Origin of the sequence: uncultured Sphingomonas sp., from assembly GCF_913777625.1 — a bacterium.
Classification (GTDB): Bacteria; Pseudomonadota; Alphaproteobacteria; order Sphingomonadales; family Sphingomonadaceae; genus Sphingomonas.
The window spans coordinates 350,655-365,178 of the sequence record NZ_CAJYTI010000020.1 but is presented as its reverse complement, the minus strand read 5'-3'; the positions used below and the strand labels follow the sequence as shown (position 1 = coordinate 365,178).

The window sequence follows — 14,524 nt, the reverse complement described above, 5'->3', positions numbered from 1 at the left end:
GCGCCATGGATACGCTGATCCGCCGTGCGCGCAATCCGCTGCTGTTGCTGGCCTTGTTCGGGGCGACCGCTGCCGCGCCGGATCCGGAGCGCGCCCGGTGGCAGGCGCAGGCGGCCCGCGTGACGATTACCCGCGACGATTGGGGCGTGCCCCATATCCGCGGCAATAGCGACGCCGACGCCGTGTTCGGCATGATCTATGCCCAGGCCGAGGATGATTTCAGTCGGATCGAGGCGAATTACCTGACCGCGCTCGGCCGCACTGCCGAGGCGGAAGGCGAGGGCGCGCTCTGGGCCGATCTGCGCCAGCGGCTGTATGTCGATCCGGAGGAACTGAAGCGGGGCTATTCCCGCAGTCCGGCGTGGCTGCAGGCGCTGATGCAGGCCTGGGCGGACGGCCTGAACTTCTATCTGGCGACGCATCCGCAGGTGAGGCCCAAGGTGCTCGCCCGCTTCGAGCCGTGGATGGCGCTGAGCTTCACCGAGGGGAGCATCGGCGGCGATATCGAGCGTATATCGCTGAGCGACCTCAAGACTTTCTACGGCACGCCCACTCCGCCGACGCCCGAGGAGCAGGGCAATGTGCCGCGCGAGCCCAGCGGCTCCAACGGCATCGCGATCGCGCCGAAGCTGACGGTGGATGGCCATGCGCTGCTGCTGATCAACCCGCACACCAGCTTCTATTTCCGCTCCGAGGCGCAGGTGACCAGCGAGCAGGGGCTGAACGCGTACGGCGCGAGCACCTGGGGGCAGTTCTTCATCTATCAGGGCTTCAACGCGCAGGCGGGGTGGATGCACACCTCGTCCACGGTCGACAATGTCGATGCCTTTGCCGAGCGGATCGTGCGGGCGGGGCAGGGCTGGGCCTATCGCTATGGCAGCGAGATGCGTCCGGTAGCGGCGCGTGAGGTGACGCTGCGCTATCGCAAGCCGGACAGCACGATGGGCGAGCGGCGCTTCACCACCTGGCGCACGCATCACGGGCCGATCGTCGCGGCGAAGCACGGGCGCTGGATCGCCACCGCGTTGATGTGGCGGCCGGTGCCGGCGCTGGAGCAGAGCTTCCTGCGTACCAAGGCGACCGATCTTGCCAGCTATCTGCAGGTCGCCGAGCGCAAGGCCAATTCGTCCAACGACACGCTGTTCGCGGATTCGAAGGGCGAGATCGCGTTCCTGATGCCGCAGTTCATGCCGGTGCGCGACGATCGGTTCGACTATACCCGCCCCGTCGACGGCAGCGATCCCGCGACCGACTGGAAGGGGCTGCACACGCTCCCCAGCCTGCCGAGCGTGCTCAACCCCAAGGTCGGCTGGGCGCACAACACCAATGACTGGCCGTGGGAAGCCGCCGGGCCCGACAGCCCCAAGGTGAAGGACTATCCGCGCTACATGGACCAGGTGGGCGGCAATGCGCGCGGCGTGCATGCAGACCTGCTGCTCACCGGCAAGAGCGACTGGACGGCCGAGCGGCTGCGCGCGGCGGCGTTCGATCCGTATCTGCCCGCCTTCGCCAAGCTGGTGCCCGAGCTGGTCGCGGCGTGGCGTGCGCTGCCGGAAGGGGATCCGCGCCGCGCGGCGCTGGCCGACCCCGTGGCGGTGCTGGCTGGCTGGGACCATCGCTGGCGTGCGGACTCGGTTGCGACCAGCCTCGCCGTGTTCTGGGGCGACCAGCTGTGGCGCGAGGTGGGCAGCTTTGCCCAGGCCGAGCGGATGAACGTGCCCGACTATATCGCCGCCAAGGTCGATGCAGGCACCCGTCTGGCGGCGCTGTCGGCGGCGGTCGAGCGGCTGCAGCGCGATTTCGGCAGCTGGAAGACGGCCTGGGGGCAGATCAACCGCTTCCAACGGCTCGACGATGCGCTCCAGCCGCATTTCGACGATGCCAAGCCCTCGGTGCCGGTGCCGTTCACCTCGGCGCAATGGGGCAGCCTCGCCTCGTTCGGAGCGAAAGCCTGGGGGACCAAGCGCTATTACGGCACCAGCGGCAACAGCTTCGTCGCGGTGGTGTCGTTCGGGCCGCGCGTCTCGGCCAGCGCGGTGATGGCGGGCGGGCAGAGCGGCGACCCGGCTTCGCCGCACTTCGCCGACCAGATTGATCGCTATGCCAGCGGCACTCTGCGCAAAGTCTATTTCTACCCGGACGAACTCGCCGGGCATGTCGAGCGTCGCTACCGGCCGGGCCGGTAACGACGCTCGCGTGCATCAGGCGCGGAGCTGCTTCACCGCATGGTCTGCGGCGCGCATCGTCAGCGCCATGAAGGTGAGCGACGGGTTGACGCACGAGGCCGAGGCCATCTGCGCGCCGTCGGTGACGTAGAGGTTGGGCGCGTCATGCGCCTGGCTGAAGCTGCCGAGCACCGAGGTCCGCGGATCCGCGCCCATGCGCGCGCCGCCCATCTCGTGGATCGCGTCGCCGGGGACGTGGTCGCCCTCGCTGCTCTTCACGTTCTGGAGGCCCGCCGCGCGCAGCATCGCCTCGCCCTGGATGCGGGCATCGGCAATCAGCTTGAGCTCGTTGTCGCGGAAGGTGACGTCGAAGCGCATCAGCGGCACCCCGAAGCGATCGACCTTGCTGGGGTGGAGCGAGACACGATTGTCCTTGTAGGGCAGGCACTCGCCGAACGCGCCCATGCTGAACCGCCACGGGCCGTACTGGCGCATGGCGTGTTTCATCGACGCGCCGAAGCCGACCGGCGACGCGGGGACGCGCCAGGCGCTGCCCTGATAGCCATAGCCGCGCTTGAACCCCACGCCTTCTTCGCCGCCGAGGTTGCGGAAACGGGGGATGTAGACGCCGCCGGGGCGGCGGCCATATTCGATCAGGTCGGTCATGCCCGGGATCTCCCCTTCGACGCCGACGCGGAAGATGTGATCCATCACATAGCGGCCGAGCGTGCCGCTGCTGTCGAAATGGCTGCGCTCGCTGCCGGCGGGCCGCGAGTTGAGCAGGATCTGGTTCGATCCCATCGCCGAGGCGCAGAGGAAGACGAGGTCTGCGTTCACCACCTGCGCCTGGCCGGTCTTGGCATCGACATAGCGCACGCCGGTGACGCGCTTCTTCGCCGCGTCATACTCGATGTTGGTCACCACCGCATCGGACTGGAGCGTCAGCTTGCCGGTCGCGCGCGCGGCGGGGAGGGTGACCGCCTGGGTCGAGAAATAGGCGCCGAACGAGCAGCCATTGCCGCACTGGTTGCGGAACTGGCACTTGGTGCGGCCCTGGTCGGGCTTGTCCTCGGTCATGTTGGACAGGCGGGTGTGGATCAGCTTGCGGCCGGGGAACTTCGCCTCCAGCCGTTCCTTCAGCCACTTCTCGGCGACGTTCATCGGCATCGGCGGCTGGAAGTTGCTGTCCGGCAGATAGGGCAGGTTCTCGCGCGAGCCCGAGACGCCGATATAGTCCTCGACCTTGGCGTACCAGGGGGCGAGGTCGTCATAGCCGATCGGCCAGGCGCCATCCACGCCCTCGCGCTGGTTCGCCTCGAAGTCGATCGGCGCCCAGCGGAAGCTCCAGCGGCCCCAGATCAGCGACTTGCCGCCGACCGCGCCGGGGCGGATCCAGTAGAATTTGCTGCCCTCGTCGAACGCGTACGGGTTCAGCCGGTCGTTGTTGTAGAAGCCCATGTTGCTGGGCGCGACATAGCCGCGCTTGGCGATGAAATAGTCGCGCTCTTGCAGCTCCTTGGGCATGATGTTGCGGGCGGGGACGTCATAGGCGGGCTTGCCGTCGTACGGATAGTCCTCGCCATGCTCGACCATGCGGCCGCGATCGAGCATCAGCACGCGAAGACCCTTCTCGGTGAGTTCCTTCGCGGCAAAGCCGCCGCTGACGCCCGAGCCGATGACGATCGCGTCGAACCTGTTGGTTGCAGCCATGATGTTCCCTCTCCCAGGGAGTGTTATGGTTAGAAGCGCAGCGTTTGCAGCGTCTTGAAGCTGGTGGTGATGTCCGGAAGATAGGGCGCGGGCGCCTGGTCGTTCTCGACATAGAAGTGCCGCACGCCGGCGCTTGCCTTGCGCTTGAACAGCGCGGCGAAGTCGATCGTCCCGGTGCCGACCGCGGCCATGCTGCCATCGGCGCGCATGTCCTTCACGTGATAGGAATAGAGGCGGGTGTTCAGCCGGTCGACCAGCGCGGCGAGGTCCTGGCCCGCGCGCTTCGCCCAGTAGAGGTCGAGCTCGATCTTCACCAGCGCCGGATCGGTCTCCTTGAGGAGGCGATCGTACAACGAAAGGCCGCCCGGCTTGGTGGTGAACTCGAAATCATGGTTGTGATAGGCGAAGCCGAAGCCCGCCTTCTTCAGCGCGCGGGCGAACTGGTTGAAGTTGGGCAGCGCGGCGTTCCAGCCTGCCTCGGTGCGGTGCTCGTCGGTCATGTAGGGCAGCACCACGGTCTGCGCGCCGAGCGTCCGGGCCATCGCCACCGACTTGTCGAACTGACCGAGCAGCGCGTCATAGCCGATATGGAGCGAGGGGCAGCGCAGGCCGACCTTGTCCATGGTGCGGCGGAGCATCGCCGGGTCCATCGCCTCGTAGCCGCCCCCGCCGAACTCGACCTCGCGGTACCCGACCCTGGCGATCGCCTCGAGCGTGCCGGCGGGATCCTTCTGGAAGATGTCGCGAACGGTATAGAGCTGGATGCCCACCGCCTGGATCGAGGCGGCCTGCGCTGTGGGAACCAGGCGGCCCATCACGGCAAGGGCGGTGGCGCTGCCCGCGCCGGCGAGCAGAGTGCGTCGATCGAGCATCATGCGCTGTACACCTTGTTGACCTGGGAATAGGGGAAGGCGCCGTTATATTCGCCCGGCACCGGCAGATATTCGCGTTCCTGGGTGATGCCGATCTCCGAGGTGTAATACCCCGTGATCACCAGCTGGCGGAACGCCTCGAAGAAGGTCTGGCCGCCGGGGATCGCCCCGTTCATCGCCAGCGTGAGCAGGGCATCCTGCTGCTCGGGCGTCGCCTTGTCGGCGGCGACCTTGTAATCCTGCTGCGCGCGCGCCTCGATCGCGTCGAGCCCGGCGAGGATCGGCACCCGGTCGGTCGGCGAGGCCCAGTCGGCGAGCAGCTTCTCGATGAAGGCGGGCACGCCCGCGGCGATCGCGCCCGGCGTGTCGGTGGTGGGGATCACCCGCTCGCTGAGCGCGGTCATCAGCGCGCGCTGGCTGGGGCTGAACACGGCGACGCTGGGCGGGCCGTCCGGGATCAGCTGCGCGGCGGTCATCTGCGCGGCGCGGGCAAGGGGGGCGAACACGGCCGACCCGAACAGGGCGAGCACGCCGGTGAGGGCGGCGCGGCGGTCGAGGATCATTTGCGGTCTCCCGGCAGGTCCTGGGCGATGGCGCTTTCGGGCAGCGGGCGCACCCAGATGTTGCGGAACGACACCGGCGAGTCATGGTCCTGCAGCTGGATCGGCAGGGCATCGGCATGCGCGGTATATTCGGCGACGTGGCGCCAGTTGGTGGTGCCGAGCATCGCCTGATGGTTCTGCACCAGCACGCCGTTGAGGAAGGCGGTGATATAGGCGGGGCGGAGCAGCTTGCCGTCGGCGGCGAAGCGGGGCCGCTCGAACACCACGTCATAGCTCTGCCATTCGCCCGGTTTGCGCGAGGGGTTCACCAGCGGCGGCTTCCAGCCATAGACCGCACCCACCGTGCCGTCGGCATAAGTGGGGTTCTGATAGCCGTCGAGAATCTGGATCTCGTAGCGCTGCATGAACCAGATGCCGCTGTTGCCGCGATCCTGCGAGCTCTTGGTCGGCGGGCTCGGCGAGCGGAACTCCAGGTGCAGCTGGGCGTCGCCGAAGCTCTGCTTGGTGATCAGCGCATTCTCGCCGCCGCTGCTGGCGCGGCTGGGCACGGTAAGCACGCCGCCCTCGACCGGCCACAGCTTGCGCTGCGCGGTCCAGGCATCGAGCGAGCGGCCGTCGAAGAGGACGATCGCGTCCGAAGGCGCGCCGCCCGGCTGGGCCGCGGGGGTGACGGTGGCGGGATAGGGCCGGTCCGAGTCATGGACGTGCCAATTGCCGCCGCCCGGCAGGATCGGGGTATCCTTGAAGCCCGGCTTCTCCTGCGCGGCGGCCGGGGTGGCTGCCATCGCTGTCAGAACGGCCAGCAGCAGGGCGCTGCGTCTCGACATTGCTTCTCTCCTTAGCCGGCGTCGATCGTGCGATAGGCGGCGATCAGCCGCTCCTCGCCCGCGCGCCCTTCCAGCGAATTGCCGTGTTCCATGCCGATCACGCCGGCATAGTGCTTCGCCCGCAGCCAGCGGACGATGCCGGCGAAGTTGACCTCGCCGGTTCCCGGTTCCTTGCGGCCCGGATTGTCGCCGAACTGGATATAGCCGATCTCGCTCCAGCACAGGTCGAGCGTCGGGATCAGGTTCCCGGACTGGATCTGCTCGTGATAGAGATCGGCGAGGACCTTGATCCCGGGGCTGTTCGCGCCGCGCGCCACCGCATAGCCTTGCGCGATGCTCTGCATATAGACGCCGGGATGATTGGTGCGGGTGTTGAGCGGCTCCATCACCAGCGCGAAGCCATGGGGGGCGACGATATCGCCCGCGCGGCGCATCGTGTCGATCACCCGCGCCGTCTGGATATCCAGCGGCACCTTGGGATCGAGGAAGCCGGTGACCACCGTGACCCGTGTCGCGTTCAACCGCTTCGCGACGTCGATCGAGGCGCGAATGTCGGCGAGGAACGCCTCGCGCTCGGCGCCGTCGTTCGCGCCCAGGATCGGCCGCGACTGTGCCCATTTGGGCATGGCGGCGACGAACACGCCCATCTTCATGCCGCGGCTCGACAGCGCCTTGGCCATTGCCACCTGCTCGTCGATCGGGCGGCTGGCCGCCTCGTTATCCTCCCAGGCGGTGAAGCCCTGATCGGCGGCGAAGGCGATCTGCTCCAGCCGGTTGCCGCGGCTGGCGAAGCTGCCCTCGTGCGGCGCGAAATGGAGCGAGAAGCGCGCCGCGTTCGACTGGCCGTGCGCGGTGGCGGCGGCGATCAGCGGCGCTGCGGCGGCGCCGGCCAGCACGGAGCGGCGCGACACGCTCATTTGCCGCCCACCGCCTTGAGGTACGCGATGATCTGCGCGCGCTTGGCTGGATCCGCCATGCCGATCGGCATGCGGGTGCCGGGCACCTTCTTCATCGGCGCCGTCAGGAACTGGTCGAGCGTCGCCGGATCCCAGCTCAGCTTCGCATTCTTCAGCGCGGTCGAATAGCTGAAACCGGGCGCCGAGGCGGCGGGCCGGCCGACTACGCCGTTCAGATTGGGGCCGACGCCGTTCTTGCCGCCCTTTTCGACGGTGTGGCACGCCTTGCACGCGGCGAAGGCCGGCGGCGCGGCCGTCTGCGCCCAGGCCGGCGCGGACGCCGTCAGCGCCGCGGTCGCGGTAAGGGCCATCCAGAGTTTCATGCACGCTCTCCGTTGGGAATGTCGGTCCATTTGTGGTCGCCGGTGGCGTTGGCGATCACCGCCTCGACGAACGCCATCGTCCGCAGGCCATCCGCGACGCCGGGCACTTGGGCCTCGGCATCGCCGCGCAGCAGCGCCGCGAAGCCGCGATAGAGGTTGGCGAACGCCTCGATATAGCCTTCGGGATGCCCGGCCGGGGTGCGGAGCAGGGGGGTAGCGCTCGCCCCCAGGCCGGGCCCGCCCGCGCGAAGGATCTCCGCGGGGCGATCAATCCAGCGCAGGGTGAGCGTGTTCGGCTCCATCTGCGCCCAGTCCAGCCCGCCGCGCTCGCCATGGATGCGCAGACGCAGGCCGTTTTCCTCGCCTGCGGCGACCTGCGTCGCCTTCAGGACCCCACGCGCACCGCCCTCGAAGCGGAGCAGCGCGCTCACGTCGTCATCCAGTCGCCGGCCGGGGACATGGGTGGCAAGCTCGGCGGACAGGCGTTCCACGCGCAGGCCGGAGACCAGCTCGGCCAGATGGAAGGCATGGGTGCCGATGTCGCCGAGGCAGCCGCCGAGGCCTGCACGGGCCGGATCGGTGCGCCACTCGGCCTGTTTGTTGCCTTTGGTGTCCAGCGGTGCGCTCAGCCAACCCTGGATATATTCCACCTGCACCAGCCGGATCGCGCCGAAATCGCCGCGGGCGACACGGGCGCGCGCCTCCTCGACCAGCGGATAGCCGCTATAGGTGAAGGCGAGCGCGAACTGCCTGCCGCTGTCGCGCGCGGCGGCGGCGATGGCGCGGGCCTCGTCGCCGTTCATCGCCATCGGCTTTTCGCAGAAGACGTGGAAACCGGCGTTCAGCGCGGCGATCGCGACGGGGGCGTGAAGATGATTGGGGGTGACGATCGCCACCGCGTCGATGCGCTCCGCTTCGGGCCGCGCCGCTTCGCCCGCGAACAGCGCGTCATAGGTCGCATAGACCCGCGCCGGATCGAGCCCCAGCAGGTCGCCGGTCCGCGCATTCCTTCCCGCATCGGTGCTGAACGCGCCGGCGGCCAGCCGCCAGTCGCCATCGATCGCGGCGGCCATGCGGTGGACAGCGCCGATGAACGCGCCTTCGCCGCCGCCGACCATGCCGAGTTTCAGCGGGTGCCGGATCATGCCTCCGCGCTTCCCAATCCCAACAGGGTGCGGATCGCGCCCTTGTCGACGCCGCTCGACGCGAAATCGTCGAACGCGCGGCCCGTGACGCGGATGATATGGTCACGGATGAACGGGGCGCCTTCGCGGGCGCCGTCCTCGCTGTTCTTCAGCGCGCACTCCCATTCGATCACCGCCCAGCCGCGATAGCCGTACTGGGCGAGCTTGCTGAAGATGCCGACGAAATCGACCTGGCCGTCGCCGGTCGAGCGGAAGCGGCCCGCGCGGTTCACCCAGCTCTCGTATCCGCCATAGACGCCGCTGCGCCCCGTCGGGTTGAACTCGGCATCCTTCACATGGAAGCACGAAATCCGATCGTGATAGCGGTCGATGAAGTCGAGATAATCGAGCTGCTGCAGCACATAATGCGACGGATCGAACAGGATGCGCGCGCGGGGGTGGTGGCCCACCGCCTCGAGGAAGCGCTCCCACGTCGCGCCGTCGTGGATGTCCTCGCCCGGGTGGATCTCATAGGCGCAGTCGACGCCGGCGTCCTCGAACACGTCGAGGATCGGCAGCCAGCGGCGGGCGAGCTCGGCGAACGCTTCTTCGACAAGGCCGGCGGGCCGCTGCGGCCAGGGATAGACATAGGGCCAGGCCAGCGCGCCCGAGAAGGTGGCATGTGCCTTGAGCCCCAGCCGGGCGCTGGCGCGCGCGGCGAGCTTGACCTGCTCGACCGCCCAGGCCTGGCGCTCGGCCGGCTTGCCTTGGAGTTCGGCGGGCGCGAAGCCGTCGAACAGCGCGTCATAGGCCGGATGCACCGCCACCAGCTGGCCCTGCAGGTGGGTCGAAAGCTCGGTCGGCTGGATGCCGAATTTGTCGAGCCGGGCGCGGAGATCGTCGCAATAGGCCTGGCTTTCGGCGGCTTGGCGAAGGTCGATCAGCCGCGGGTCGCACGGAATCTGGATGCCGACATAGCCGAGCCCCGCGGCCCATTCGGCCAGGTGGTCGAGCGTGTCGAACGGCGCGGTGTCGCCGAGAAACTGGGCGAGGAAGATGCCGGGGCCCTGCATCGCGGTCATGCGTGCGTCTCCGAAGCATTGTTCTTGAAGGTGAACTGGAAGAGCAGCGCGATCACCGCCGCGGCGATCGCCGGGTACCACCAGAGCTGGTGCCAGTCGGCGACGGTCGCATTCGCCGGCAGCTGCGCATAGAGCAGCCCGCCGATCTGCGAGCCGAGCAGCATCCCCACGCCGTAGGTGAACAGCGTCAGCATGCCCTGCGCCTGGGCGTTGACGCCCTTGGGGGTGGCGATGGTGCCGGTGTAGATCGCGCCGGCGACGAAGAAGAAGTCGTAGCACACGCCGTGCAGCGCGACGCCGAGATAGATCGCCCAGATCCCCGCACCGCCGTCGCCGATGGCAAAGAGGGCGTAGCGCAGCGCCCAGGCGACCATGCCGACGAGCAGCAGCGGCTTCACCCCGAAGCGGCGATAGAGCCACGGCATCGAGAACATGAAGACGAGTTCGGACATCTGCCCGATTGCCAGCGTGCCGCCGACATTCTCGATCCCCACCACGCCGGCATAGGGCGAGGCATAGGCATAATACATTGCCAGCGGGATCGAGATCAGCGTCGCGCAGAGGATGAAGATCAGGAAGGATCGGTTGCGCATCAGCCCGAAGGCCTCGGTGCAGAACACCTCTGCCGTGAGGCTCTTGCCCTGCGGCGCGTCCGGCTGAACATTGGGGAGAGTGATGCTGTAGAGGCCGAGCGCCAGCGACACGATGCCCGCTACCTGGAAGATCTGCGGACTGGCGGAAAGGTGCGCCCAGCCGATGATCAGCCCCGCGACGATCCAGCCGAGCGTGCCAAAGGCGCGGACGAAGGGGAAGCGATCGACCCGCTCGCCGAAGCTCTTCAGCGCGATCGTGTTCGCGAGGCCCACGGTCGGCATGTAGAGAATCATGTAGCCGAGCAGCAGCCAGACGAAGCTGGCGCCATGCTCGGGGGTGAGCAGCGTCGGCAGCACGAAGAGCAGCACACCGCCGACGAGATGGAGCACCACCATCAGCATCTTGGGGCTGAGGAACCGCGCCGCCGCCATGCCGAGCAGGAAGGATCCGACGATCGAGGCGATCGGGCCGACCGAGAAGGCGTTGGCGATCAGGCCGCCCAGGCCCACGGTCTGCATCACCAGCCCGAGCGTGACGTTCCACGCCCCCCAGACGAAGAACTGCAGGAACATCAGCGCGCTGAGGCGCCCCGTGAGCAATCCCGATGTCGGCTGTGCGCGGCCCGCGACCAACCCTTCAGCAGCGACCATGCGCTTCCTCTCCCCCGGACGCGGCTTTGCCGCTGTTCGACTCGCAGCCTATGCACAGTCGGATACGATGTAAAGGATTACATTTGCGGGGCTCGACACGGCTCGTCGCAACCGACAAAGATATCTGCATGGCTACGATTATCGAGGTCGCCGCGGCTGCAGGCGTTTCCACGGCGACCGTCTCGCGCGTGCTCAGCCAGCCCGGGAGGGTGGCCGAGGCGACCCGGGTGCGGGTGATGGAGGTGGTCGAGGCGCTCGATTACCGCCCGAACGTCGCGGCGCGGACGCTGCGCACGCTGCGCGCCGCCAAGATCCTGCTGACCGTGCCGGACATCTCGAACCCCTTCTTCGCCAGCGTCATCCGCGGAGCGGAGGAGGCGGCGCGCGACACCGGCTATGCGGTGGTGCTGGGCGATACCCGGCACGACCCCGAAGTCGAGGATCAATATGCCGAGATGCTGTCGCGCCGCGAGGTGGACGGCCTCGTCTTCCTTGGCCACCGGCTGCCCGGCAGCCTGGAGGCGCTGGTTGCACGGCAAGGGGTGGCGGCGCCGATCGTCAATGGTTGCGAATACAGCGCCGAACTCGGCGTGCCGAGCGTGCATATCGACAATGCCGCGGCCAGCGCGGATGCGGTCGAGCATCTCGTCGAACTCGGTCACCGTGCGATCGGGGTGATCACCGGGCCGCCGATCAGCCCGATCAGCCGCGATCGTCTCGCCGGCGCACTGCGGGCCGCCACGCGGCACGGACTGGCGGACGAACTGCAGCTGTACGAGGGCGACTACGGCGCCGACTCCGCCCATCGGGGCGCGCGGGCGCTGTTGGAGAAGGGCGTCACCGCGATCTTCTGCTTCAGCGACGAGATGGCGCTGGGGGCGATCAGCGCGGTGAGCGCGAGCGGGCTGTCCTGCCCGTGCGACGTGTCGGTCATCGGCTTCGACGACCTGCCGCTCGCCCGCTTCTTCCATCCGGCGCTGACCACCATCGCCCAGCCCAAGGGGATGATCGGGCGGCGGGCGGTGGAACTGCTGGTCGGCATCCTGCGCGGGACGTCACCTGCCGAACGGCAGGTGACGCTGGCCCACGAGTTGATCCGCCGCGCCAGCACGGGACCCGCCCCCAAGCCCCGGTGACAGGCCGTCGCGCGCTGCTATGCTACTGGGAAGGCGCCGGAAAGCAGCGCCGTCCGGGAGAGACACGATGCCGACCCTTCGCACCACCGCCTCGCGCCGCGCCGGACTTGCCCTGATCGCCGCGACGATGATCGGGGCCGCGCCCGCCCAGCCGGGCCGACCGCCGGTCACCGGCATCTCCCACCTCGCCGTCTACACGACCGATCCGGCCGCGACCGACCGTTTCTACCGGGTCGTGCTCGGCGCACGGAAGGGCGCGGATCCGGAGGATCCGGCAGGCGTGCGCTACTATTTCAGTGCGCGGCAATTCGTGGAGGTGCTGCCCGCCCCCAAGGACCATCGGCCCGGCATGCTCGCGCATGTCGGCTATATCACCGCTGATGCCGCCCGCTTGCGCGCCTGGCTGATCGGGCAGGGCATGCGCGATCTCAGCCCGGTGCAGCGCGGGGCGGGGGGCGACCGATGGTTCGGCGGCCAGGATCCCGAGGGCAACGCCGTCCAGTTCGTCCAGCCGGTCAGCAACTCCACCACACCCGAGAAAGGCGCGATCTGCGGCCGGATCCTGCATATCGGTTATGCCGTGCAGGATCGCGCCAGGCAGGACGGCTTCTATCGCAGGCTGCTCGGCTTCCGGCCCTATTGGTACGGCGCCTTCCATGCCGACAAGGTCGACTGGGTGTCGCAGCAGGTTCCCGACGGCCGCGACTGGCTGGAATATATGATGGTCGGGCCAGGCTCCGACGTGACGCTTGAATCGGTTGATGCGCGGCAGCTGGGCGTGCTCAACCATGTCTCGCTGGGCGTCGTCAACATGGAGGCGGCGGTCACCACCCTCTACCGCGAGAACCGGCTGAGCCCGCGGCATGACGGTCCGCAAATGGGCCTGGACGGCAAGTGGCAGGCGAATTTCTACGATCCTGACGGGACGCGGGTAGAGCTGATGGAGTATCAGCCGGTGAGGCAGCCCTGCTGTTCGGCCTTTACGGCGGCGAGCCCCGCCGCGCCCTGAAGGCCCTGTTCGGGAACGGGACGACCGTTTCTTTCCGCGACATGCAGGGTCACAACGGAAGCGTCACAATTTCCCGCTGCTGATGTATGGCGGCGCCATGCAAGACCAGCGGAACGTGCCGACTCAGCGTGAAGTGCGCGGCATTCCCTATTTCGACGTCTCCCATCGGCCGCCCGAATTGCGTTTCGATGCCTATGCCGAATCGGTGGACCCGATCTTCGACACCCGGCGGCAGGCGGTCGACCCGTCGTTCAGCGTCGGGCTGGTCGGGTTCAATGCCGGGCCGGTGCTGCTCGGCCGATCGCGCATGTGGGGCGCCGAATTCCTCTATGATCGCGACATCGGCAAGGTCGCGCAGACCGGGGTCGAGGCGGTGCTCGTGCAGATCATCACCAGGGGCAGCGACGTGCGCCTGCACGATGGCGAGGCGTTGGTGACCCGGCCCGGCGACATCTGCATCGCCGACATGACCCGGCCCTTCGCCACCCGCACCGCAGGCTGCGAGAATATCAGCCTGGTCGTCCACCACAGCGCGCTCGGGCTCGACGAACCCCGGATCGACGGATTGCATGGGCGGGTGCTGCGCGGCGAGACGCTGGCCGCCCAGATGATCGGCGATCACGCGCGCATGCTCATCGATCGACTTCCCCAGGCGAGCGCGGACGATGCGGTTGCCGTCGCACGCGCGACCGGGCTGATGCTCGGCGGGCTGATCGCGCCGATGGCGGCGGAGGGCGGCCACCGCGCGTCGGTCGCGGTCGCGGCGCTGTTCCGGATCAAGCGGTTCATCCGCGCCAATCTCGCCCATCCCGATCTCGGGCCGGACATGGTGGCCAAGGCGATGGGCATGTCGCGCGCGTCGCTCTACCGCGCGTTCGCCCCGCTGGGCAGCGTGGCCGACTTCATCCGCCGCCAGCGGCTGGAGCGGGTGATGAGCGATCTGCGCGATCCGGCGCGCCGCGGGCGGTCGATCGCGGAGATCGCTTATGGCTGGGGTTTTGCCGACTGGTCGACCTTCTCGCGCGGCTTCAAGGCGGCGTTTGGGATCACTCCCAGCGAGGCGCGTGCGTCGTCGGGCGAACTGGCGGCCTCCGCAGCGCTGGCGGGACCGGGCGAGGTGCTGCTGCCGCACTGGCTGCGCACGATGGACGCGCCGAGCCTGCCCGCCTGAGCGGCCCTACGTCGCGCGGGCGAGCGTGGGGCCTGCGCGGCTTGTCTCCTCGAACGCCGTGGTCGTTGCAAAGACGCGCCAACATGGTCGCGGTCGCGGGCCAGCCAAGCCTCGTCCGGGACCTCCCCCGCCGAGCGGGGAGGAAGGGTAGCCCTTGGTATGACTCTTCGTCGCACCATCGCCGCGCTAGGTGCCGTGCCCGGATCGGCGCGCTAGCCCGGGACCGAAGATTGCGATGTCGCGCAACCATTTCGGCCCTGGTCCTTTGATGCGCCGCAACCAGAAAAAGGATCAGGGATGAAGCGCGGGCGTTGGCGCATGGGGCAGGTGACCCTTTGCGCG

General features: G+C 68.3%; 13 protein-coding genes. 4 read left to right on the top strand and 9 right to left on the bottom strand.

The window, feature by feature from the left end; translation table 11 throughout:
• The first annotated feature begins 5 nt into the window (after positions 1-5).
• Positions 6-2,186 (top strand): penicillin acylase family protein, encoded by a 2,181-nt coding sequence (locus QZ814_RS11650; protein WP_294332284.1) that lies wholly within the window; start codon positions 6-8, stop codon positions 2,184-2,186.
• A gap of 15 nt (positions 2,187-2,201) precedes the next feature.
• On the opposite strand, the gene QZ814_RS11645 is transcribed toward QZ814_RS11650, so the two are convergent.
• From QZ814_RS11645 to QZ814_RS11605, 9 genes are read right to left on the bottom strand one after another with little or no spacing between them, the layout of a single operon-like run.
• Entirely contained in the window at positions 2,202-3,875 is a 1,674-nt protein-coding gene (locus QZ814_RS11645) for a GMC family oxidoreductase (protein ID WP_294332282.1), read from the bottom strand.
• A gap of 29 nt (positions 3,876-3,904) precedes the next feature.
• Complete coding sequence (locus QZ814_RS11640; RefSeq protein ID WP_294332279.1) at positions 3,905-4,750, bottom strand: sugar phosphate isomerase/epimerase; 846 nt, start codon at positions 4,748-4,750, stop codon at positions 3,905-3,907.
• Positions 4,747-5,310: a gluconate 2-dehydrogenase subunit 3 family protein gene (locus QZ814_RS11635; protein ID WP_294332276.1), complete on the bottom strand. Its 564-nt coding sequence runs from the start codon at positions 5,308-5,310 to the stop codon at positions 4,747-4,749. The genes QZ814_RS11640 and QZ814_RS11635 overlap by 4 nt, the downstream gene beginning before the upstream one ends.
• On the bottom strand, positions 5,307-6,137 hold the full coding sequence (locus QZ814_RS11630; protein ID WP_294332274.1) for a DUF1080 domain-containing protein: 831 nt from the start codon (positions 6,135-6,137) through the stop codon (positions 5,307-5,309). Before QZ814_RS11630 ends, QZ814_RS11635 begins: the two co-directional genes overlap by 4 nt.
• Positions 6,138-6,148: 11 nt before the next feature.
• Entirely contained in the window at positions 6,149-7,054 is a 906-nt protein-coding gene (locus QZ814_RS11625) for a TIM barrel protein (protein ID WP_294332271.1), read from the bottom strand.
• Positions 7,051-7,416, bottom strand: a complete 366-nt coding sequence (locus tag QZ814_RS11620; RefSeq protein WP_294332268.1) for a c-type cytochrome — start codon at positions 7,414-7,416, stop codon at positions 7,051-7,053. Before QZ814_RS11620 ends, QZ814_RS11625 begins: the two co-directional genes overlap by 4 nt.
• Positions 7,413-8,561, bottom strand: a complete 1,149-nt coding sequence (locus tag QZ814_RS11615; RefSeq protein WP_294332266.1) for a Gfo/Idh/MocA family oxidoreductase — start codon at positions 8,559-8,561, stop codon at positions 7,413-7,415. Before QZ814_RS11615 ends, QZ814_RS11620 begins: the two co-directional genes overlap by 4 nt.
• Positions 8,558-9,622, bottom strand: coding sequence for a sugar phosphate isomerase/epimerase (locus QZ814_RS11610; RefSeq protein WP_294332263.1), 1,065 nt, complete (start codon positions 9,620-9,622; stop codon positions 8,558-8,560). Before QZ814_RS11610 ends, QZ814_RS11615 begins: the two co-directional genes overlap by 4 nt.
• Positions 9,619-10,866, bottom strand: coding sequence for an MFS transporter (locus QZ814_RS11605; RefSeq protein ID WP_294332261.1), 1,248 nt, complete (start codon positions 10,864-10,866; stop codon positions 9,619-9,621). Before QZ814_RS11605 ends, QZ814_RS11610 begins: the two co-directional genes overlap by 4 nt.
• 128 nt (positions 10,867-10,994) lie before the next feature.
• On the opposite strand from QZ814_RS11605, the gene QZ814_RS11600 reads away from it, so the two are divergent.
• From QZ814_RS11600 to QZ814_RS11590, 3 genes are all read left to right on the top strand, one after another.
• Positions 10,995-12,002, top strand: coding sequence for a LacI family DNA-binding transcriptional regulator (locus tag QZ814_RS11600; protein ID WP_294332260.1), 1,008 nt, complete (start codon positions 10,995-10,997; stop codon positions 12,000-12,002).
• Positions 12,003-12,069: 67 nt separating this feature from the next.
• On the top strand, positions 12,070-13,011 hold the full coding sequence (locus tag QZ814_RS11595) for a VOC family protein (protein ID WP_294332257.1): 942 nt from the start codon (positions 12,070-12,072) through the stop codon (positions 13,009-13,011).
• A gap of 97 nt (positions 13,012-13,108) precedes the next feature.
• Positions 13,109-14,182 carry a helix-turn-helix domain-containing protein gene (locus tag QZ814_RS11590; RefSeq protein ID WP_294332254.1) on the top strand — a complete coding sequence of 358 codons (1,074 nt, stop codon included), beginning with the start codon at positions 13,109-13,111 and terminating at the stop codon, positions 14,180-14,182.
• The last annotated feature ends 342 nt before the right edge of the window (positions 14,183-14,524 follow it).

Excerpts from the sequence above, each read along its gene's own strand:
- QZ814_RS11610 (WP_294332263.1), bottom strand. The coding sequence starts at position 9,622 with ATGACCGCGATGCAGGGCCCCGGCATCTTCCTCGCCCAGTTTCTCGGC.
- QZ814_RS11650 (WP_294332284.1), top strand. The coding sequence starts at position 6 with ATGGATACGCTGATCCGCCGTGCGCGCAATCCGCTGCTGTTGCTGGCC.
- QZ814_RS11640 (WP_294332279.1), bottom strand. The coding sequence starts at position 4,750 with ATGATGCTCGATCGACGCACTCTGCTCGCCGGCGCGGGCAGCGCCACC.
- QZ814_RS11620 (WP_294332268.1), bottom strand. The coding sequence starts at position 7,416 with ATGAAACTCTGGATGGCCCTTACCGCGACCGCGGCGCTGACGGCGTCC.
- QZ814_RS11595 (WP_294332257.1), top strand. The coding sequence starts at position 12,070 with ATGCCGACCCTTCGCACCACCGCCTCGCGCCGCGCCGGACTTGCCCTG.
- QZ814_RS11605 (WP_294332261.1), bottom strand. The coding sequence starts at position 10,866 with ATGGTCGCTGCTGAAGGGTTGGTCGCGGGCCGCGCACAGCCGACATCG.
- QZ814_RS11635 (WP_294332276.1), bottom strand. The coding sequence starts at position 5,310 with ATGATCCTCGACCGCCGCGCCGCCCTCACCGGCGTGCTCGCCCTGTTC.
- QZ814_RS11625 (WP_294332271.1), bottom strand. The coding sequence starts at position 7,054 with ATGAGCGTGTCGCGCCGCTCCGTGCTGGCCGGCGCCGCCGCAGCGCCG.
- QZ814_RS11590 (WP_294332254.1), top strand. The coding sequence starts at position 13,109 with ATGCAAGACCAGCGGAACGTGCCGACTCAGCGTGAAGTGCGCGGCATT.
- QZ814_RS11645 (WP_294332282.1), bottom strand. The coding sequence starts at position 3,875 with ATGGCTGCAACCAACAGGTTCGACGCGATCGTCATCGGCTCGGGCGTC.
- QZ814_RS11600 (WP_294332260.1), top strand. The coding sequence starts at position 10,995 with ATGGCTACGATTATCGAGGTCGCCGCGGCTGCAGGCGTTTCCACGGCG.
- QZ814_RS11615 (WP_294332266.1), bottom strand. The coding sequence starts at position 8,561 with ATGATCCGGCACCCGCTGAAACTCGGCATGGTCGGCGGCGGCGAAGGC.
- QZ814_RS11630 (WP_294332274.1), bottom strand. The coding sequence starts at position 6,137 with ATGTCGAGACGCAGCGCCCTGCTGCTGGCCGTTCTGACAGCGATGGCA.